This is a genomic window from Anderseniella sp. Alg231-50 (assembly GCF_900149695.1).
Lineage (GTDB): Bacteria > Pseudomonadota > Alphaproteobacteria > Rhizobiales > Aestuariivirgaceae > Anderseniella.
The window spans coordinates 1,499,280-1,518,054 of record NZ_LT703003.1; the positions used below are offsets into that span (position 1 = coordinate 1,499,280).

The following is an 18,775-nucleotide window of genomic DNA, read 5'->3' on the forward strand; positions in this document are numbered from 1 at the left end:
CTTTCCATCATAAGGTGTTGCTGCGCCGATGCGCCGCTTGAAATTGCAGGCCAACCCATGCCAATAACAAGCCGACAACGTATTTTATCCAATTCAGGAGTTCAGCCCATGGCCTATTCGGCCGTTCAGCCGCGCCGCAAGTCTGTTGGTGTGAAGGTTGGCGACAAGATTCAAATCGGCGGCGGTGCGCCGGTCGTTGTACAATCGATGACCAATACCGATACCGCGGATATCGAGGGTACTGCCCAGCAGGTTGCAGCACTTGCCCGCGCAGGTTCGGAACTGGTGCGCATCACCGTGGACAAGGAAGAAGCGGCCAAGGCTGTGCCGCATATTCGTGACCGGCTGGATCAGATGGGGGTCGATACACCGCTGATCGGTGATTTTCACTATATCGGCCACACCTTGCTGCGCGATCATCCTGCGTGTGCCGAAGCGCTCGGAAAATACCGCATCAATCCGGGCAATGTCGGTTTCAAGGAAAAGCAGGACCGCAATTACTCGATGATGATCGAACGTGCCATCGAGTTCAACAAACCGGTCCGGATCGGCGTGAACTGGGGTTCGCTGGACCAGGCCATGCTGGCAAAGTACATGGACGAGAACGCCAAGCTGGCAGAACCCAGGGATGTGCGTCTTGTGATGCACGATACCATGGTCGAGTCCGGCCTGCAGTCTGCCGCGCGCGCCGAGGAAATCGGCTTGCCGCGCGACAAGATCGTCATTTCGGTGAAAGTATCGGAAGTGCAGGACCTGATCGCATGCTATCGCCAGATTTCAGCCCGCAGTGACTATGCCCTGCACCTCGGTCTTACCGAGGCCGGAATGGGATCCAAGGGCATTGTGGCGTCAGCAGCCGGTCTCGGCGTGCTGCTGCAGGAAGGTGTCGGCGACACGATCCGCATTTCCCTGACCCCTGATCCCGGTGGAGACCGGTCGAAGGAAGTTATTGTGGCGCAGGAAATCCTGCAGACCATGGGCATTCGCAATTTTACACCGATGGTCATTGCCTGCCCGGGCTGCGGCCGCACCACCTCGACGGTGTTCCAGCACCTGGCCCAGGACATCCAGGGTTACCTGCGGGCCCAGCAGCCGGAATGGAAAAAGGCCTATCCGGGCTTTGAGGAGCTTCAGGTCGCCGTCATGGGCTGTATCGTCAACGGACCGGGAGAATCCAAGCATGCCCATATCGGCATTTCGCTTCCCGGTACCGGCGAAGTGCCGGCAGCCCCGGTCTTCATTGACGGCAAGAAGGTCAAGACCCTGCGCGGCGAGGACATTGGCGATCAGTTCAAGCAGATCGTTGATGATTATGTGGTGAACAAATGGGGCGGTGGCGCCAATCAGGCAGCGGAGTGATCTTCGCCTGCCTGCAGTGAGTGTGGAGCCACGTGAACTCCGGACCTTGGTCTGGTGCTTCCAAACGCGTTGAACGGGATGAGTGCGAAGCCATTGTGTTCGCTGTGCTCACCCCGCTCCAGCTCCAGCCGTCCCGGAACTATTCGACGTTCGGTTTTTTGCGCGGTGCCTAGTAGGCGCCGTATTCGCGCAGGCAGGCACGGTATTTTGCCCACATGTAATCTTTGCGTTCCAGGCTGTGCGCGCCCAGTGCGCGAGCCTTGTAGTAGTGGCAGTATTCGTAGGCGTAGCTCTTGTTTCCGCCGCCTGCGTTTGCTGTGACTGTGCCGACGGTGGCGAAACCTGATGCGATGATGGCTGCGATGAGGAGGGACTTCATTGGTCTTTTCCTTCGTTTCTTGTGCTGTGCTTGTCCTTTGCGGGCCCGATGTGCCCTCTCGATGAAAACGACACTCGCACATGCCCCATCACGGTGATGTGTAGAATCTCACATGACGAACTGTCAGGGCAGACGGTGTGATGGAAACAGCTTGGGAAACGATCAGTTCTTGCGCTCGACAATGAAGCGGGCGGCGTCGCGCAGGGTCTCCGCCTTGTCTCCGTAGGGCGCCAGCAGGTCGCAGGCCTCGTCAGCCAGCGCGCGGGCCTTTTGCTTGGCACCGTCCAGGCCAAACAGGTCGATGAAGGTTGCCTTGCCGGCCTCTGCGTCCTTCTGGGTCGCCTTGCCGAGCTGTTCCGGCGAACTTTCGATGTCAAGAATATCGTCGGCAATCTGGAATGCCAGACCAACCCTGTCGGCAAAAGTCCGCATGGCGGCCCTGTCTTCGGAACCGGCCTGGGCAAGGATGGCGCCGCCTTCCAGCGAGAAGCGGAATAATTCTCCGGTTTTCAGGCTTTGAATGGCGATGATCTCATCAAGATCATGGGAGTGCTTTTGTTCCGCGGCAAGATCGAGCATCTGGCCGCCTACCATGCCGTTGTGACCTGCTGACCGGGCAAGCTCAAGGGTCAGTTCGGCGCGAACCGAGCCATCTGCGTGGGTGGCCGGGTCGGCAATAATCTCAAACGCCACCGTCAGCAGGCCATCGCCGGCCAGTATTGCGGTCGCCTCGTCATAGGCAATGTGGCAGGTCGGCTTGCCGCGGCGCAGGTCGTCATCATCCATTGCAGGCAGATCGTCATGCACCAGCGAATAACAGTGAATGCATTCAAGAGCAGCGCCGACGCGCAGCGCCTGTTGGTGATCAGCGCCCAGTATGCGGGCGCTTTCCGATACGAAGAACGGCCGCAGGCGCTTGCCCTGTGCTAATGCGGAATAGCGCATGGCTTCGGTCACACGCGGTGCAAGCGATGTCTCGACCGACAAAAGCTCGTCGAGCATGACTTCGATTTCATTGGCAGTGTTCTTCAGTGCCGCCTGGAATGTCATTTGGCTTCGCCCGCTCCTGTCATTATGCCGGTTTCGCATTGCGCCCGGCTGGGGTAATGGTCTTGTTACCGCCATCTTCTAATTCCGGCGGCAACAGAGCGCAACCGGCAAGCGATGGCACCTTTCATAAAATACAAGAAACGTTCAAGGCTGCGCTATGGGCTGTACATGCTGTTCGGCCTGCTGGCGCTGCCATACCTGTTGACACTGGTCTATACGGTGGTGCCGCCTCCGGTGACGACCATGATGGTGTGGAAGACGTTTGAGGGAAACTCGATCGATTATCGCTGGCGTCCGCTTGCCGATACATCGCAAAATCTGGTGCGTTCGGTGGTGACGGCCGAAGATGCGCGCATATGCGAGCATGCCGGTATTGACTGGGAGGTTTTTCAGACCGTGGCCATGGAGGCGCTGGAAAACGAGGGTGGGCCAAAACGCGGTGGGTCGACCATCACCCAGCAGGTGGCGAAAAACCTGTTCTTGTGGCCGTCGCGCTCTTACGTACGAAAGGCACTGGAACTGCCGCTTGCCCTGTGGATCGACCTGGTCTGGTCGAAACGCCGGATTGTTGAAGTTTACATCAATACGGCCGAGTGGGCGCCCGGTGTTTATGGCGCGGAAGCCGCCGCGCGCCATCACTTCGGCAAATCCGGCAAGGCGCTGACAAAAGCCCACGCCGCACAACTGGCCGCCGCACTGCCGAATCCGGCTGTGCGCAACGCCGGCAAACCCGGCCCGAAGGTCCGCAAGCAGGCGCGCACGATCCGCAGGCGGGTGAATTCAACGGTGCCGTACCTGGCCTGCCTGAAACTGGATTGAGGCGCCCGCGTCCAGTTGTCGCTTGCGGTGCGCCGGCTTTGTCCGCTAACTGGCGGATACCAATCAAATCAAGTTCTCATGCCGGAGTGCGGTGTCTGACATCTGTGTTGCCGGCACGAAGTTCAATTTCTCTACAGGCCTGTTTATGTTTTCAATCGCCACGCTGCGTCGCGAATGGTTGTCCAATCCGCGCGGCGATATTCTTGCCGGTATCGTTGTGGCCCTCGCCCTGATACCGGAAGCAATCGGCTTTTCGATCATTGCCGGTGTCGACCCCAAAGTCGGCCTCTATGCGTCGTTTTCCATCGCCGTCATTGCTGCGCTGGTGGGTGGGCGGCCAGGCATGATCTCTGCCGCGACAGCTGCAATTGCGGTGCTGGTGGTGCCGCTGATCCGCGATCACGGTGTCGAATACCTGTTTGCCGCCACCATTTTGATGGGCGTGTTGCAGGTCATCGCCGGGTTCGCGCGGCTTGACCTTTTAATGCAGTATGTCTCCACATCGGTGGTGACCGGGTTCGTCAATGCCCTGGCCATCCTGATATTCGTTGCCCAGTTGCCGCAGCTCGTCAATGTGACCTGGGTGACATACGCGATGGTGGCGGCGGGACTTGCCATCATCTACCTGCTGCCGCGCCTGACCAGGGTGGTGCCGTCACCCCTGGTGGCCATCGTGGTCTTGACCATCGTGTCGATTTACGGCGGGCTTGGCGTCAACACTGTCGGAGACATGGGACAGCTTCCTGCCAGCATGCCCTATCTGCTCATCCCCGATGTGCCGCTGACGCTTGAGACGCTTCGCATCATTTTCCCGTACTCCCTGACCATGGCGATTGTCGGCCTGCTGGAATCGATGATGACAGCCCACATTGTCGATGAGCTAACCGACACGCCAAGCAACAAGCGCCGCGAGTGCAAGGGGCAGGGCATTGCCAATTTTGCCACCGGGTTCCTTGGCGGCATGGGTGGTTGCGCGATGATCGGCCAGTCGGTCATCAACGTGAAATCCGGTGGCAGTACCCGGTTGTCCACCCTTGTAGCGGGCAGTTTCCTGCTGTTCCTGATTGTTGTTCTGGGGCCGCTGGTCAGCCAGATACCCATGCCGTCGCTGGTTGCGGTGATGATCATGGTGTCGATCGGCACGTTCAGCTGGAAATCCATCAGGAATCTGAAAACCCATCCCTGGCAGTCATCCGTGGTCATGGTGGCGACCGTTGTCGTCGTTGTGTGGACCCATGACCTGGCGCAGGGTGTGCTGGCTGGCGTGGTGCTCAGCGGGCTGTTCTTTGCCAGCAAGGTCAAAAGCCTGTTTACGGTTACCTCGCATCTGTCCGCGGACGGTTCATGCCGGACCTACAGGTTCTCGGGGCAGGTGTTTTTTGCCTCAACGGAACTGTTCACCGATGCGTTCGACTTCAAGGAAGTGCTTGACCGCGTGGTTATCGATATGTCGGATGCTCACTTCTGGGATATCTCCGCCGTCGCCATTCTCGACCAGGCCGTGCTGAAGTTCCGCCGTGAAGGAGCATCGGTTGAAGTTGTCGGGATGAACGAGCCAAGCGCCAGCATGGTCGGCCGGTTTGCCACCCACGACGCAACCCGGGCCACGCAACTCCCTGCTGGTCACTGATTGGAGACAGCCATCATGAAACGCATTCTTGCCTGTATTGATGCATCTTCCTACGCGTCCAGTGTGTGCGAGCTGGCCGCCTGGGCGGCGACGCGCCTGTCGGCCAGTGTCGAGCTGCTGCATGTTGTCCAGCGCAAGGACGCGGTCGCTGCCCGCAATGATCTCAGCGGCGCCATCGGGCTTGGCGTCAAAAGCGAGTTGCTGGAGGAACTGACGCAGATCGACGAGGCCGAAGGCAAACTCGCGATCGGTGATGGCCGGGTGTTGCTGGCGCAGGCGGAAAAACTGCTGCTTGCCGGTGGTGTCAGCGATGTGAACCGGCTGCACCGTCATGGCAGTGTTGTCGACACCATCATTGAACGCGAAGCAGAGGCTGACCTGGTGGTTATCGGAAAGCGCGGTGCGACCAGCGAGTTCGACAGTGATCATATCGGATCCAGAATCGAACGAGTGGTTCGCGCAAGTGTCAAACCGGTGCTGATTGCGTCGCGAAAAATCCAGCCGCCGGGTATTCTCGTTGTCGCGCTTGACGGCAGTTCGGCTGCATTGAAAGCGCTGGATTTCGTTGTCGGGTCACCGCTGTTCACTGGCATGCAGCTGCACCTGGTGGCGGCCGGGCCCAAGGGCACCGCCGACAAATCCTGGTTCGTGAAGGCCTATTCGAAGGTTGTGGACCGGTCACCGTCGTGCATTATCCACATTGCCGACGGCGCGCCGCAGCAGGTGCTCGGCGACTACATGTCGGCGCGCCGCGATGCGATCCTCGTCATGGGCGCCTATGGTCATTCTGCACTGCGAACCCTGATTTTCGGCAGCACCACGACAACCGTGCTGCGCACCGTGCGGGCACCGGTCCTGCTGGTGCGTTGACGGACAGAAATCGTGCTTGCTTATGGCATCTGAAATTCAGCATTATCCCTGCAATCAACAACCAGTTCAGACGGTGGAAGGATGCAGGTTTTGGAAACTCCGGTTAACGCCAGTTACGACGTGATCATTGTGGGCGGAGCCATGTACGGCTCTTCGGTGTCCTGGTGGCTGGCCAATAATCCCGACTTTGACGGCTCGATCCTGGTCGTCGAGCGCGACCCCACTTATGAGTTCTGCTCCACCTCGCACACCAATAGCTGCATTCGTCAGCAGTTCTCCAACGAGATCAATGTGCGCGTGTCGCAATTCGGTGCCGAGTTCGTCAAGAATTTCCGCGAGTACATGGGCAACGATCCGCGTGTGCCGCAGCCTGTGCTGCAAAGCTACGGTTACATGTACATGGCGGACAATGAAGAGTTTGCCGGTATATTGAAGGAGAACCAGCAAATCCAGGCGGCCTGCGGGGCCGGTACGAAACACCTGACGGCGGACGAGATCGCGGCAGCTTATCCGTTCTACAATCTTGACGGGATTGTCGGTGCAAATCACAACCTGGTCGATGAAGGCTATTTTGACGGGGCCACCCTGTTTGACTGGTGGAAGCGGTCGGCGCGCGAGAAGGGCGTTGAGTACATTGCCAATGAAGTCGTGGCCATGACCAGGAATGCCGCTGGTACACGGGTTGAAAGCGTTACGCTGAAGTCCGGCGAGGTGATTTCGTGCGGCACCGTGGTCAATGCATCGGGTCCGCGCGCGGTGCTGACCTCGCGCATGGCGGGCATCGAAATTCCGGTCGAACCGCGCAAGCGCTATACGTTTATCTTTGCAGCGGAAAACCCGCTCGACCAGGATCTGCCGCTGACCATTGATCCCAGCGGAGTGCACATGCGCACGGACGGTCAGTATTACCTGGCCGGCTGCCCGCCCGATGAAGATCCTGCGGTGGACTATGATGACTTCGTGGAAGACCACAGTATCTGGGAAGAAAAGGCCTGGCCGGCCATCGCCAACCGCATTCCGCAGTTCGAGGCCATCAAGCTGATCAACTCCTGGGCCGGGCATTATGCCTTCAACACGCTTGACCAGAACGCCATTCTCGGCCGCCATACGCAGGTCGAGAATTTCGTTTTCGTAAACGGGTTTTCAGGCCATGGCTTCCAGCAGTCGCCTGCCATGGGCCGCGGCACATCAGAGCTGATTACCTATGGCGAGTACCGGTCGCTCGACCTGTCGCCGTTCAACTATGACCGGATTGAACGCAATGAAGCGTTTGTGGAAAAGGCAGTCATATGAAAATGCAGACCAACACCTTCACGCAGGCCATTCGTGAGGGCAAAAAGCAGATCGGTCTGTGGGCCAGTCTGAGCAACAATTATTCTGCAGAGGTGCTGGCAACTGCGGGTTATGACTGGATGCTGCTGGACATGGAGCATTCGCCCAATGAAATTCCGCTGGTCATGGGGCAACTGCAGGCGCTGGCGGCCAGTTCCACAACGGCCATCGTGCGCCCGGACTGGAATGACGCCGTCAAGGTCAAACGCCTGCTGGACATAGGCGCGCCGGGATTGTTGTTCCCGATGGTTCAATCGGTCTCCGAAGCTGAACAGGCGGTCGCGGCAACGCGCTATCCGCCGCGTGGCATTCGCGGTGTCAGCGGGGCCACACGGGCCAATTCATTTGGCAGGGTGAGCGACTATTTCGACCGGGTGGAAGATGAAACCGCCGTGCTGGTGCAGCTTGAGACCAGACAGGCGATGGACCAGGCAGAGGAAATTGCCGCGGTTGACGGGATTACCGGCGTGTTTTTCGGCCCGGCCGACATCGGCGCCGACCTGGGCCATGTGGGACAACCCATGCACCCTGCCGTGTGGGAGCACGTCATGCCGGTGGCGAAAAAACTGATGGCGAAGGGCGTGCCGGTTGGCACCCTGGTGTTTGATGCAAAATTCGCGGCCCAGCTGCTCAATGACGGCTTTACCTTCGTGGCCTGCGGCTCAGACATTGCCCTGCTCACCAAGGGTGCCGCCAGCCTGCTGGCCGGGGTCAAGGACGGGCTTGCATGACATCGGTCACTGGTTGGTGAATCGGCAGGGCTATCCGCGCTGCAGATTTTCCCCCGATGTCCAATTAAAACATGTTACGTAAAACAACTCTGGTGTTTTGGCCCAACACGAGCTATAAGCCGCGCCATCCCGGTTTATCCGAACGTTTTTTCCAGGTGGCTGCAGGGCAACTGACCTTTTCGCGGCCCCACATTTACGGAGTTTGTCATGGCTGTTCCAAAGCGAAAAACCACGCCGTCAAAGCGCGGCATGCGCCAGTCCGGTTACAAGATGGCGGAAGCCACTTATGTCGAGAACAAGCAGACCGGTGAACTGCACCGTCCGCACCACATCGACCTGAAGACCGGCATGTACAAAGGCCGTCAGGTTCTCGATCCAAAGGGTGAATTCTGATCTGAACAATTTGCTGTGCTGTAACAGGCGCATTGTTCACACAAAAATCAGGGCTGGTGATGCAACCGCATCACTGGCCCTTAATCGTTTGGCGCTGATGTGATAACTTTCCGGCAAATCCGGGAATTGATTCACGAGGGGACATTAATCCAATGAGATACCTGCTGGCGTTTCCGCTGATTGCCCTGGTGCTGATTGCCTACAATGTCATGGTGTTTACCGATCCGGGCTGGCTGTGGGCGGAAGCCATGCGCTTCAACATGCTGTCGGGCGCATCATTGTCGTTGCAGTGGGCCGACATGCTGATCATGTCAGCACTGTTCCTGCTGTTCATAGAAGTGCTGAAGGCAGCCCGTGTCGGCAGTCTCACCATTATCGATCACATCATGTCGACGGCGGTGTTCATCGTCGCACTGGTTGAGTTCCTGCTGGTGGAGAAGGCCGGAACGGCCCCGTTTGTGACACTGCTGGCCATCTCCCTCATTGATGTCGTTGCCGGGTATTCCATTTCAATCCGGTCAGCCCGCCGTGATGTGGCCTTCAGCGGCGGCGGACCGGTATGACGCCGCGCGACGTCATTGATTTCTGGCTGGCGCTGCCGGAAGAAGCCTATTTTGTGGCTGATGCGGGGTTTGATGACCGTTTGCGCGAGAAATTCGGTGCTGCGCATGATCGCGCCGTATCCGGCGAGCTGGACCAGTGGGAAGATACCCGTGACGGCAGGCTGGCTCTGATCCTGCTGCTGGACCAGATGAGCCGCAATATGCTGCGCGGCACGGCGGCGATGTTTGCTGCCGATGCAAAGGCGCTGGCGCTCGCTGCAAAAGCAATAGCTGCGGGCGATGACCGGGACTGTGAGGTATCTGTGAAGCGCTGGTATTATATGCCGTTGATGCATTCGGAAGCGCTGGCGGACCAGGAAAGATGCGTCGAGCTGTGCGGCCAGCCGGGGCTTGAAAAGACACTGCCGTTTGCCATAACCCACCGCGACATCATCAACCAGTTCGGCCGGTTTCCGCATCGCAATGCCATGTTGGGACGTGATACGAGCAGCGAAGAACAGGCTTTTCTGGATGCAGGCGGGTTTTCCGGCTGAACAGGCCCGGCTGGTTATTCAAGGCTCATGATATAAGTGGCGATCGCCGCACGATCTTCAGCAGGCAGTTTCGACATGTTTGTCTGCACTGCACCCATGCCGCCGGATGACATCTTGTCGTAGCCCAGCGTCTCGCCGAATTCGAGACCGGTCGCCAGATCTTTTGCGTCCTTGAAACGACCCCGCGACTTCAGCTCGCGCAAGGACGGCACCTTGCCGTCACCTTCAGGATGCGGACCGCCGGCCAGCCAGTTCGAAGTGTCCATTGCCATGGCCCAGTTGCGCGGCGTGTGGCATTCGCCGCAATGACCCGGTCCCTGTACCAGATAGGCGCCCAGGTTCCAGGCATCGTCTTTCGAGGCGTCCTTGACGAACGTGACCGGACCAAAACCGGCTGCGATTTTCCATATGCCCAAGCCGCGGCGCATCACTGTTTCGACAGGCAGGCCGAGCGGCAGGTCGGGACTTATGTTCTCCGCCTGGACGGGCGTCAGGGTGTCCATGTAAGCCTTGATATCCAGCACGTCCCCGTCACTCATCCTGGCATAGGAGGTGTACGGGAAAGCCGGCAGGTAATGCCTGCCTTGCGGAGAAATACCGCGCTTCACCGCATTGATGAACTGAATATCACTCCAGCCGCCGATGCCGGTATTGGCGTCCGGCGTGATATTGGGCGGATAAAACGCTCCGGCGGGCGTTTTCAGCACCCTCCCACCCGAAGGCAAGGACATATCGGCTTGTTTGTTGTCCTTGGCAGGCAGGTGGCATGACAGGCAACCGGCTGCTGTGTACAGCCGCTTGCCGTTTTCAATATTGGCCGTGTGGGCCTTCAGTGCAGACGCAGGAAGCGGATCGGGCGCTGCCACAACCCAACCGGCAGCGGCGGCCAGGCCACCTGCCATGATCCCTGCGCCCAATACCCGTTTCATGCCGTCTACTACTGTTCAGCGGTTACTGTTTCGGGCGGCGATAGTCTTCGTGGCACGCCTTGCAGGTGGCACCAAGTGCGCCCAGCGCGGCACCGAAATTCGCTTCCTCGGTTACCGAGGCCATCTGCATTGCAGCTTCGACGGACTTGTCGGCCTTGGCAACAAAGTCAGCCTTGTTCTGCCAGATTTCAGCCTTGGCCCAGGTTTCCTTGTCGCCGCTGGCACTTCCGTCAGGGAAATGCGCCTTGGCTTCCTTTACATTGTCCGCCAGGGTGGTTGCATTGGTTTTCACCACGCCTGCGTCGAACGGTGCTTCCTTTTTGGCAATGGCAGCAAGTGCACCCATGGCTTTGCCGACGTTTTTCATGTTGGCCTGACGGTCTTCGATCGGGCCGGCAAATGCGGCGCCTGTCACGCCTATGACGGCTACCAGGCCGATGACTGCAGTCCTGGATGATGAAACGAGCCTAGAGTACATGCGTAATCTCCTGAATTTCCTTCGGTTGTGCCAAGGGCAAACGGCAAGACTAGTGCCTGATTGCCCCAGTGTCAGGATAATTGACGCCGAACACGTCAATTTGAAGACGGCCCATCGCGCAGCAACCGGCGGATTACCTTGCCTGTCGTCGTCAGCGGCAACTCGTCCCGGAATTCGATCTCGCGCGGGTACTCGTGAGCTGACAGGCGATTGCGGACATGTGCCTGTATTTCAGCGTGGACGGCTTCGGTGGCCTCAAATCCGTCGTTCAGAACCACAAACGCCTTGACGATCTCGGTCCGAACGGGGTCCGGCACCCCGATGACGGCCGCCAGTTTCACGGCCGGATGGCGTGACAGGCAGTCCTCTATCTCACCGGGACCAATGCGATAGCCGGATGAGGTAATGACGTCATCATCACGCCCGACAAAATGAAAATACCCTTCTGCATCCCGGAAACCCTGGTCGCCGGTCAACAGCCAGTCACCAGCATACTTGTTCCTGGTTGCTTCGGGCTTGCCCCAGTATTCCAGAAACATCACCGGGTCGGGGCGCTGCACGGCTATATTGCCTGCCTCGCCGTCGGGCAGTGCATTGCCGGCATCGTCCACGATGGCGACTGTGTGACCCGGCACAGGCTTGCCGATGGCGCCTTTCTTCCACACGCCGATGGCATTGCAGCTTTCCAGCACGAGATTGCATTCGGTCTGCCCGTAGACTTCGTTGATTTTCATGCCGAGGCTGTCGATGGCCCATTCCTGCAGCGCACCACCAACGGCTTCGCCACCGGAAAAGATGGTCCGCAAGGTCAGCCTGTCGACATCAGTGGGGGTGCTGGCGCGCATAAGCTTCAGCGCAGTTGGCGGAATGAACACATTGCGCACGTTATGCAGGGCCATCAGGTCCCAGGCATTTGCCGGATCAAACTTGGTATACTTGTAGGCCAGCACCGGTACGCCGAAGTAAAGCGCCGGCAAAAGCGCGTTCAGCAATCCGCCGGCCCATGCCCAGTCAGACGGTGTCCACATCAGGTCATCGGGCTGCGGAAAGAACTCGTGAGCGAACTGGATGCCGGGAATATGGCCAAGCAACACGCGATGTCCGTGCAGAGCGCCCTTCGGAGGCCCGGTCGTGCCGGAAGTATAGATCATCAAGGCGGCATCATCAGGCGTGGTGTCGACGGCCTCGAAGGTGGCGGGAAGCGCTCCGCTCTCATCATGAATGTGCGGCGCGATATCCAGTTTGCCGTCGATACAGAATACCACCTGCAGAGCGTCAAGACCGGGCAGTATCTCCGATACGGTGTCACGCGAGGCCGTGGACATGATCAGGGCGCTAGCGCCGGAATTCTGCAGTCTGTACTGCACCGCTTCCACGCCGAACAGCATTGCCAGCGGCACAGCGATAGCCCCGATCTTGTAGATTGCAATATGGGCTGCGGCGGTTTCGCGGGCTTGCGGCAACAACAATGCCACCCTGTCGCCGCGCCCGATGCCCGAATTGACCAGCAGGTTGGCAAACCGGTTTGACATCTCTTCAAGCTCTGAGAACGAGGTCCGGCGGACCGGACCGTCCACCATATGCTCAATGATGGCAATCCGGTCCGGTGTCTCAAGTGCCCAGCGGGTGCAGACCGCCCGGGCAATATTGAAACGGTCCGGTATCTGCCATTTGAAGCCTGTGACAATCTGCTCATAGGTTTCCGCTGGTTCAAGCATGGTTTTGTCTTCTCCGTGTCCAATTTCCGCCTTGAAGCGCGACTAGATCAACCGCCGATTTATTACGGCGGCCAAATTCTCGGGTGGATGTTAGGTCTTCGTTAGGATGCAATTTTAGGTCTTCGTTAGGAAGCACAGGCGTAGACTACCCATGTTGATTGAGCAAAAGGCTGGGACACATGTACAGCGCAAATCGCGCAGGCGAGCAAGAGTTTCATATGGCTGCTGAGAAATCCGCACCCAAACCTGCAAAACAGCATCAGGATGTTTCTCCTGAACTGAAAGAAGTCATGCACCTGTTGAAGATGCTGGAAAGCGGCCAGGGCCTCAAAGGCTCCTGAGTCCAAACCGGTTTCAACGTGCGGGCTGACGGTGGGGACACCCGCCACGATGGATTTTTGCAATTTGCAAAGAATGATTTGCACCTTGCAGGAAACCGGCCCTGCCGAGCTTGCAACTTCCTGACCCCGGCTACCTGACAAAATCCCGCAAACAGCCATTTATCGATGATTGCCGCACACTGCGCCATCATGGCCTGGAATTTGCTGCCTGTACCCCAGAGGCCGGGGGCCTTGTACCTCAAAGAGGCCGGTAAAGGCTCATGCAGGACTGCCCCTCAGAACAACAGGGAGCAGTGTGTCATGGCAGGTATCGTACCTGAAATTCCGATCAAGCAGAAACCGGAGGCCGGTTCACGCCTGGTCGATCATCATCCCGACACGGCAACGGCAAAACCCAAACGGCACCGCTGGGGCAGTGTCGAGGTCATGTCATGCAGCGGCGGACACCGGATCGAGCGTATTTCCGTGAAGCGCGGCAAGGAACTGCCCGCCCATTATCATGACCACCGCTCCGAACACTGGACGATCGTGGAAGGCGAAGCGGAAGTGCAGCTGGGTGACGATGTGCTGATTGTCGCGCCGGATGACAGCCTTTATATTCCTGCCGGCACCGTTCACGGTCTGAAAACCGCCGGTGACTGCGGCGTGAAAATCGTGGCAGTGCATTTCGGCGATACGGTTTCCGACGCGGACGACATGGTCAAAGCGGAGTGACGAGCACTTCAGGCGGATTTTTCCGCCCAGGTTTCGCGCTTGCGGTAAATGGTTGAAGGGCTGATGCCCAGCGCATCGGCGGCCTTTGGGATGGAGCCCGCGAAACCGGAAATGGCGGCTTCGATCACATCCCGTTCAATCTGCCACAGCAACCGCCCGTTCTGGCCGGTTACCGGCGACGAACACGCGGGTTTGGCGTTGGTGATGTGATCGGGCAGCATATGGGTTTCGAGCGCCTCACCGTCGTGCAGGACCACGGACTGGCGAATAACGTTCTGCAACTCCCGGATATTGCCCGGCCAGTGATAGGCCAGCAGGGTGTCGACGGCATCATTGTCGATGCGGCTGAACGAGCGCGCCTCTTCGCGGGTGTAGGTATCCAGGAAACAGGACGCCAGTTCCGCGACATCGCGATCACGCTCGCGCAACGGTTTCAGTTGCACCGGCAGGACGTGCAGGCGGAAGTACAGGTCTTCCCGGAAGCGGCCTTCGGCCACTTCTTTTTGCGGAGTGCGGTTGGTGGCGCAGATTATGCGGATATCCACCTTGCGGGTGTGGGTTGACCCGACCGGTTGAATGGTGCCGGTCTGCAGGAAACGCAACAACTTGATCTGCAGGGACAATTCCATCTCGCAGATTTCGTCCAGAAACAAGGTGCCGCCGTCGGCTGCCGCAGCAGCGCCTTCGCGGTCGGATATGGCGCCGGTGAAGGCTCCTTTCAGGTGTCCGAAAATTTCTGATTCCATCAGGTCATGCGGGATGGCACCGCAATTGAGCGCGATGAACGGCTGGTCTGCTCGAGGCGAGAAATCATGAATGGCCTGGGCGCACAGTTCCTTGCCGGTGCCGCTTTCGCCGGTAATGAAAGCCGGTGCGCTGGAGGACGCTATGGCCTCGATCTGGCTGCGGGTATCAGCCATGGCGCGCGAAGAACCGATCATCGTGTCAGGTGCGCTGGTTACCGGAAGGGAAGGGCCGGCCGGCCGCGTTGCATCCTGCTGTGCAGGAGACCGGCAGGCATTGGCCAATGTGGTGATCAGGCGGTTGCGCGATACCGGTTTGACCAGGTAGTCCCAGGCTCCGGCACGCACCGCATCAACGGCGTCGTTTATCGAAGCGTTGGCTGCAATGACGATGATGGAAGCTGACGGATTGCCGGCGGACCATTTCTCGATGAGGGAGATACAATCCGGACCGTCCAGCTCCAGGGACAGGACAATCGCATCAACATGGCTGTTTTCAAGATGGGCAGCCGCAGCGGGCTGGCCAGCCGCCAGCTCGCAGGCGAACCCATCCTTTTCAAGATGGGCGCGATACACACTGGCAAGTGACGGCTTGTCCTCGACAATCAGGACCTGATTACGCCTTGGTACAGAAACTGACATTGTTACGCCTGACTAAACTCATGCAGCGCTCACACCTTTGTGCGAGCCGTGGCATGGCACCGAACTCATGAACCGCCAGATTGCCGGAATATGGTGAACAAGAAGTTTAGATCAGCGGGTTTTTGTGCCGGTTCAGTCCGCCTGCCGGGGAGTTTCATGCAAAATCCCGCCCTTGACCAGATGATCCCAGGCTTCTTCGGCCGTTTCGGCATAGTGAAACAGGTTTATGTCGCCGGGCGAGATGGTGCCCGCTTCCACGAACACATCCAGATTGACCACATTGGTCCAGAACTCCCTGTCGAACAGGACAATCGGGATGGGTGACATCTTGCCGGTCTGAACGAGGGTGAGGATTTCGAACAGTTCGTCCATCGTGCCGAAACCGCCGGGAAACACCACGAGCCCGTTGGCGCGCATGGCCAGGTGCATCTTGCGCATGGCGAAATAGTGAAAGTTGAATGTCAGGTCCGGGGTTGACCAGGCATTGGGGTCCTGCTCGTGGGGCAGGGTGATGTTGAACCCGATCGTTGGTGCGCCTGCTTCGAAGGCACCCTTGTTGGCGGCTTCCATGATGCCGGGACCGCCGCCGGTTGCAATGACATTGTCGCGCAGTTCAGCATCGTGTTCCAGCGCGCCGCCGCGTTCCGACACGATGCGGCCGATCTCCTTTGCAGAGCGATACCAGTGCCCGCGCTTGCCTTCATCGTCTTCCTTCACGCGGGCTGATCCAAACGCCACGATGGTTGTACGCACGCCCCATTCGCGCAGGTGTTCCTCGGCCTTCATGTATTCCAGCATGAACCGGATGCCGCGGGTTGAATCTCCCAGCAGAAAGTCCTGGTCCAGTGTCGGCAAGGTAAAGGACGGTGATGCCACTTGCTCATGCGGTGTCTTCTGTTCGCTCATGTAAGTTCCTCTAACGGGTGACGGACGTACCGTCATGGGCGCCATGCAGTATCTGGCGTGGTGTGAATGGCGTATCCCCTATACGATCTCACGCCGACCATCCAGATCAATTTGCCACGGCTTCAAATCACGATCATGCCAGCGTCCAGCGCACAAACAGTTAACTCCAACGTTCATGGCATGGCCTGGATGGTGGTGTCGGGATTGTGTTTTACCGCCGTGATGATTTCTGTCCGCAATGTCGGACCTGACCTGCCGGCAGCTGTGTCTGCCGCAATCCGGTACGCGTTTGGCATTGTTCTGCTGGCGCCGATGCTGATGAAGGCCGATTTCCGGTTTCCACGCGGCCGTAACCTGAAACTGCACATCTGGCGCGGGACTTTTCACGGTCTTGGCGTGTTGTTGTGGTTTTATGCAATGGCGCGCATTCCGATGGCCGAGGTAACGGCCATCAGCTACACGGCACCGATATTCATGACAATCGGTGCCGTGATGTTCTTCGCCGAGAAAATCCAGTTGCGAAGAATGGGGGCCATCATTGCCGGGCTGGCCGGAGTGTTCATCATCCTGCGGCCGGGCTTTGAAACCCTGTCGAGCGGTCAACTGGCCCAGCTTGCCGCAACGCCGCTGTTTGCAGCTGCCATGTTGCTGGTCAAGCGCCTGACGCAGACCGACAGTGCGGCGATGATCGTGATCATGCTGAATTTTATCTGCCTCGCGGTACTGGCCCCGATTGCCGTACTGACCTGGAAAACACCTGATGGAGCGCAATTGTTGTGGCTGGTGTGCGCCACCATTGCAGCGACAGCCGGACATTACTGCCTGACCCGATCCTACGCGGCAGCCGAGATTACCGTTGTTCAGCCGGTCACATTCCTGCAACTGGTCTGGTCGGCCATGTTCGGGTTTCTGCTGTTCTCCGAGACACCTGATGTGTGGGTGTTTGCAGGTGGTGCCGTCATCCTGGCGGCCAGCACCTACATCGCGCATCGTGAACGCAAGCAGCAATCTGTGTTGAAGCCGGATGAGGCTACTTTGCCCTCTCGAGTGCCCGGCGCAGGCGTCTGATAAGCTTGGACCGGTTCTTGTTGCCGGCGACTTTTTCCACCGCCTCGTTGATGTCCAGCACCAGTTGTGTGAGTTCATTGTTGTAATCAGGCTTGCGGGACGCTTCGGGCGGGTCAATGGAGCGGCGCTGGTCACTGTGGACTTTCACCGCCTTCTTGCCGTCGAGGCGGAAGGTCTCGTCGATTTCCGGCTGCAGGATGCGCGAAGCGGGCATCAGCTTTTTGGCGATGCGCGACGTGAGACCGGCCATGCCTTCTTCCTCGCCATGGATCAGGAACATGTTGCGGTGAACCGGCAGGCGCTCGGAAATCCAGCGTTCAAGTTCCGGCGCGTCGGCGTGGCCGGAATAGCCGTTTATACGCTCGATGGCTGCATTGACCTGAATTTCCTCGCCATGAATACGCACTTTCTTGGCGCCGTTCAGCAACACCCGGCCAAGCGTTCCGTTGGCCTGGTAGCCGACCATCAGCACGGTGGCGTTGCGGCGGTGCAGATGGTTTTTCAGGTGGTGCTTGATGCGCCCGGCATCGCACATGCCGCTGGCAGACAATACGACGTGAAAGCCACTCAGCTTTCCGATTGCCTTGGAATCGTCCACGGTCTCGGAAATTCTCAGGTCAGGAGACTTCAATGCCGCCTTGAGAGCTTTTGCATTGGCCAGCAGGTCGGCGTGTTTTTCAAAGATCGCCGTGGCGCGCCTGGCAAGCGGGCTGTCGATGAACACCGGGGCTGACGGCGCTTCCCCGTTAGCCATGATCATCATCAGGTCGGTAAGCACTTCCTGGGTTCGTTCAACCGCAAAGGACGGGATCAGTAGGACGCCGCGTTTGCCTGCGGCGTCGTTGACATGTTTGGCCAGCAGGGCACGGCGTTCGTCCGGGTTGGTTTCAACCCGGTCGGTTGCGCCGAAGGTCGCTTCACACAGCAGGTAGTCATAACCAGACGGCGCGTCCGGGTCGTGTTGCAGCAATTTGTGGTCGGGTCCGATGTCGCCGGAGAAGAACAGCCTTAAAGGTTGCTCGCCGTCGCCTTGCGAAACTTCAACCTCGATGGAGGTGGAGCCGAGCATGTGGCCGGCATTCCAGTACCTGGCGCGGATGTCCCTGGTGGCCTGAGTCCAGGTTTCGTAGTCCACGGGTGAAAACTGCTGAACCGTCTGCAGCGCGTCATCCATCGTGTAGATGGGTTCAAGTTCCTTGCGGCCGCGTTGCCGGTTGCGCCGGTTCAGCCGTTCAATCTCGTTTTCCTGGATGTGGCCGGAGTCCGGCAGCATGACGGATGACAAGTCCATGCTGGGCTCGGTGGCGTGAATTTTTCCCTTGAATCCGTGCCGGACAAGCTTGGGCAATATACCGGCATGGTCGATATGGGCGTGGGTCAGGAGCACCGCGTCAATGCTTTCAGGTTTGAAGGGCAGCGGCTGGTAGTTCAGTTCCCGCAAGGTCTTGGAGCCTTGGAACAGGCCGCAATCGATCAAAACGGAGGAGTGTGGTGTTTTCAGCCTGAAACAGGAGCCGGTCACAGTTCGGGCGGCCCCGTGAAAGGAAAGTTCGATGCTCATTCTGTGGTCTCCCCGG

General features: G+C 58.5%; 20 protein-coding genes. 12 read left to right on the top strand and 8 right to left on the bottom strand.

Going from position 1 to position 18,775, the window contains the following annotated elements:
• Window positions 1–108: 108 nt before the first annotated feature.
• On the top strand, window positions 109–1,359 hold the full coding sequence (ispG, locus tag DHN55_RS07045; protein ID WP_108880615.1) for a flavodoxin-dependent (E)-4-hydroxy-3-methylbut-2-enyl-diphosphate synthase: 1,251 nt from the start codon (window positions 109–111) through the stop codon (window positions 1,357–1,359).
• 169 nt (window positions 1,360–1,528) lie between these two features.
• On the opposite strand, the gene DHN55_RS07050 is transcribed toward ispG, so the two are convergent.
• Window positions 1,529–1,738, bottom strand: coding sequence for a hypothetical protein (locus DHN55_RS07050; RefSeq protein WP_108880616.1), 210 nt, complete (start codon window positions 1,736–1,738; stop codon window positions 1,529–1,531).
• 162 nt (window positions 1,739–1,900) lie between these two features.
• Entirely contained in the window at window positions 1,901–2,788 is an 888-nt protein-coding gene (locus DHN55_RS07055) for a polyprenyl synthetase family protein (RefSeq protein WP_337660011.1), read from the bottom strand.
• Window positions 2,789–2,902: 114 nt separating this feature from the next.
• Between DHN55_RS07055 and mtgA the strand changes: the two genes are divergently transcribed.
• The 8 genes from mtgA to DHN55_RS07095 all read left to right on the top strand — a co-directional run bounded on the left by mtgA (window position 2,903) and on the right by DHN55_RS07095 (window position 9,659).
• Window positions 2,903–3,607, top strand: coding sequence for a monofunctional biosynthetic peptidoglycan transglycosylase (gene mtgA, locus DHN55_RS07060; RefSeq protein ID WP_108880618.1), 705 nt, complete (start codon window positions 2,903–2,905; stop codon window positions 3,605–3,607).
• A 145-nt stretch (window positions 3,608–3,752) separates the two neighbouring features.
• Entirely contained in the window at window positions 3,753–5,237 is a 1,485-nt protein-coding gene (locus DHN55_RS07065; RefSeq protein ID WP_108881759.1) for a SulP family inorganic anion transporter, read from the top strand.
• A gap of 15 nt (window positions 5,238–5,252) precedes the next feature.
• Window positions 5,253–6,107 carry a universal stress protein gene (locus tag DHN55_RS07070; RefSeq protein ID WP_108880619.1) on the top strand — a complete coding sequence of 285 codons (855 nt, stop codon included), beginning with the start codon at window positions 5,253–5,255 and terminating at the stop codon, window positions 6,105–6,107.
• 81 nt (window positions 6,108–6,188) lie between these two features.
• Window positions 6,189–7,400, top strand: a complete 1,212-nt coding sequence (locus DHN55_RS07075) for an NAD(P)/FAD-dependent oxidoreductase (protein WP_337660012.1) — start codon at window positions 6,189–6,191, stop codon at window positions 7,398–7,400.
• On the top strand, window positions 7,397–8,170 hold the full coding sequence (locus tag DHN55_RS07080; RefSeq protein WP_108880620.1) for an aldolase/citrate lyase family protein: 774 nt from the start codon (window positions 7,397–7,399) through the stop codon (window positions 8,168–8,170). The genes DHN55_RS07075 and DHN55_RS07080 overlap by 4 nt, the downstream gene beginning before the upstream one ends.
• A 207-nt stretch (window positions 8,171–8,377) precedes the next feature.
• On the top strand, window positions 8,378–8,563 hold the full coding sequence (gene rpmF / locus DHN55_RS07085) for a 50S ribosomal protein L32 (protein WP_108880621.1): 186 nt from the start codon (window positions 8,378–8,380) through the stop codon (window positions 8,561–8,563).
• Between the two features lie 152 nt (window positions 8,564–8,715).
• On the top strand, window positions 8,716–9,126 hold the full coding sequence (locus DHN55_RS07090) for a hypothetical protein (protein WP_108880622.1): 411 nt from the start codon (window positions 8,716–8,718) through the stop codon (window positions 9,124–9,126).
• Window positions 9,123–9,659 (top strand): DUF924 family protein, encoded by a 537-nt coding sequence (locus DHN55_RS07095; protein WP_108880623.1) that lies wholly within the window; start codon window positions 9,123–9,125, stop codon window positions 9,657–9,659. The genes DHN55_RS07090 and DHN55_RS07095 overlap by 4 nt, the downstream gene beginning before the upstream one ends.
• A gap of 14 nt (window positions 9,660–9,673) precedes the next feature.
• Here the strand turns inward: DHN55_RS07095 and DHN55_RS07100 are convergent, their stop codons facing one another.
• From DHN55_RS07100 to DHN55_RS07110, 3 genes are all read right to left on the bottom strand, one after another.
• Window positions 9,674–10,588 carry a c-type cytochrome gene (locus tag DHN55_RS07100; RefSeq protein WP_108880624.1) on the bottom strand — a complete coding sequence of 305 codons (915 nt, stop codon included), beginning with the start codon at window positions 10,586–10,588 and terminating at the stop codon, window positions 9,674–9,676.
• 22 nt (window positions 10,589–10,610) lie between these two features.
• Window positions 10,611–11,066 (bottom strand): cytochrome c, encoded by a 456-nt coding sequence (locus DHN55_RS07105; RefSeq protein WP_108880625.1) that lies wholly within the window; start codon window positions 11,064–11,066, stop codon window positions 10,611–10,613.
• Window positions 11,067–11,161: 95 nt separating this feature from the next.
• Window positions 11,162–12,784, bottom strand: coding sequence for an AMP-binding protein (locus DHN55_RS07110; protein WP_108880626.1), 1,623 nt, complete (start codon window positions 12,782–12,784; stop codon window positions 11,162–11,164).
• A gap of 218 nt (window positions 12,785–13,002) precedes the next feature.
• On the opposite strand from DHN55_RS07110, the gene DHN55_RS22250 reads away from it, so the two are divergent.
• On the top strand, window positions 13,003–13,125 hold the full coding sequence (locus DHN55_RS22250; protein ID WP_337660013.1) for a hypothetical protein: 123 nt from the start codon (window positions 13,003–13,005) through the stop codon (window positions 13,123–13,125).
• 300 nt (window positions 13,126–13,425) lie between these two features.
• A complete protein-coding gene (locus DHN55_RS07115; RefSeq protein ID WP_337660014.1) occupies window positions 13,426–13,839 on the top strand; it encodes a phosphomannose isomerase type II C-terminal cupin domain in 414 nt (137 codons plus the stop codon).
• 8 nt (window positions 13,840–13,847) lie between these two features.
• Here DHN55_RS07115 and DHN55_RS07120 read toward each other — a convergent pair whose 3' ends face one another.
• Together DHN55_RS07120 and DHN55_RS07125 are read right to left on the bottom strand one after the other, a co-directional pair.
• On the bottom strand, window positions 13,848–15,224 hold the full coding sequence (locus DHN55_RS07120) for a sigma 54-interacting transcriptional regulator (RefSeq protein WP_108880628.1): 1,377 nt from the start codon (window positions 15,222–15,224) through the stop codon (window positions 13,848–13,850).
• Window positions 15,225–15,356: 132 nt separating this feature from the next.
• Entirely contained in the window at window positions 15,357–16,130 is a 774-nt protein-coding gene (locus DHN55_RS07125) for a TIGR00730 family Rossman fold protein (protein WP_108880629.1), read from the bottom strand.
• 66 nt (window positions 16,131–16,196) lie between these two features.
• Between DHN55_RS07125 and DHN55_RS07130 the strand changes: the two genes are divergently transcribed.
• Window positions 16,197–17,198, top strand: a complete 1,002-nt coding sequence (locus tag DHN55_RS07130; protein WP_108880630.1) for a GRP family sugar transporter — start codon at window positions 16,197–16,199, stop codon at window positions 17,196–17,198.
• Here DHN55_RS07130 and DHN55_RS07135 read toward each other — a convergent pair.
• Complete coding sequence (locus tag DHN55_RS07135; RefSeq protein WP_108880631.1) at window positions 17,161–18,759, bottom strand: MBL fold metallo-hydrolase RNA specificity domain-containing protein; 1,599 nt, start codon at window positions 18,757–18,759, stop codon at window positions 17,161–17,163. The genes DHN55_RS07130 and DHN55_RS07135 overlap by 38 nt on opposite strands.
• Window positions 18,760–18,775 lie beyond the last annotated feature (16 nt).

Excerpts from the sequence above, each read along its gene's own strand:
- ispG (WP_108880615.1), top strand. The coding sequence starts at position 109 with ATGGCCTATTCGGCCGTTCAGCCGCGCCGCAAGTCTGTTGGTGTGAAG.
- DHN55_RS07050 (WP_108880616.1), bottom strand. The coding sequence starts at position 1,738 with ATGAAGTCCCTCCTCATCGCAGCCATCATCGCATCAGGTTTCGCCACC.
- DHN55_RS07055 (WP_337660011.1), bottom strand. The coding sequence starts at position 2,788 with ATGACATTCCAGGCGGCACTGAAGAACACTGCCAATGAAATCGAAGTC.
- mtgA (WP_108880618.1), top strand. The coding sequence starts at position 2,903 with ATGGCACCTTTCATAAAATACAAGAAACGTTCAAGGCTGCGCTATGGG.
- DHN55_RS07065 (WP_108881759.1), top strand. The coding sequence starts at position 3,753 with ATGTTTTCAATCGCCACGCTGCGTCGCGAATGGTTGTCCAATCCGCGC.
- DHN55_RS07070 (WP_108880619.1), top strand. The coding sequence starts at position 5,253 with ATGAAACGCATTCTTGCCTGTATTGATGCATCTTCCTACGCGTCCAGT.
- DHN55_RS07075 (WP_337660012.1), top strand. The coding sequence starts at position 6,189 with ATGCAGGTTTTGGAAACTCCGGTTAACGCCAGTTACGACGTGATCATT.
- DHN55_RS07080 (WP_108880620.1), top strand. The coding sequence starts at position 7,397 with ATGAAAATGCAGACCAACACCTTCACGCAGGCCATTCGTGAGGGCAAA.
- rpmF (WP_108880621.1), top strand. The coding sequence starts at position 8,378 with ATGGCTGTTCCAAAGCGAAAAACCACGCCGTCAAAGCGCGGCATGCGC.
- DHN55_RS07090 (WP_108880622.1), top strand. The coding sequence starts at position 8,716 with ATGAGATACCTGCTGGCGTTTCCGCTGATTGCCCTGGTGCTGATTGCC.
- DHN55_RS07095 (WP_108880623.1), top strand. The coding sequence starts at position 9,123 with ATGACGCCGCGCGACGTCATTGATTTCTGGCTGGCGCTGCCGGAAGAA.
- DHN55_RS07100 (WP_108880624.1), bottom strand. The coding sequence starts at position 10,588 with ATGAAACGGGTATTGGGCGCAGGGATCATGGCAGGTGGCCTGGCCGCC.
- DHN55_RS07105 (WP_108880625.1), bottom strand. The coding sequence starts at position 11,066 with ATGTACTCTAGGCTCGTTTCATCATCCAGGACTGCAGTCATCGGCCTG.
- DHN55_RS07110 (WP_108880626.1), bottom strand. The coding sequence starts at position 12,784 with ATGCTTGAACCAGCGGAAACCTATGAGCAGATTGTCACAGGCTTCAAA.
- DHN55_RS22250 (WP_337660013.1), top strand. The coding sequence starts at position 13,003 with ATGGCTGCTGAGAAATCCGCACCCAAACCTGCAAAACAGCATCAGGAT.
- DHN55_RS07115 (WP_337660014.1), top strand. The coding sequence starts at position 13,426 with ATGGCAGGTATCGTACCTGAAATTCCGATCAAGCAGAAACCGGAGGCC.
- DHN55_RS07120 (WP_108880628.1), bottom strand. The coding sequence starts at position 15,224 with ATGTCAGTTTCTGTACCAAGGCGTAATCAGGTCCTGATTGTCGAGGAC.
- DHN55_RS07125 (WP_108880629.1), bottom strand. The coding sequence starts at position 16,130 with ATGAGCGAACAGAAGACACCGCATGAGCAAGTGGCATCACCGTCCTTT.
- DHN55_RS07130 (WP_108880630.1), top strand. The coding sequence starts at position 16,197 with ATGGCGTATCCCCTATACGATCTCACGCCGACCATCCAGATCAATTTG.
- DHN55_RS07135 (WP_108880631.1), bottom strand. The coding sequence starts at position 18,759 with ATGAGCATCGAACTTTCCTTTCACGGGGCCGCCCGAACTGTGACCGGC.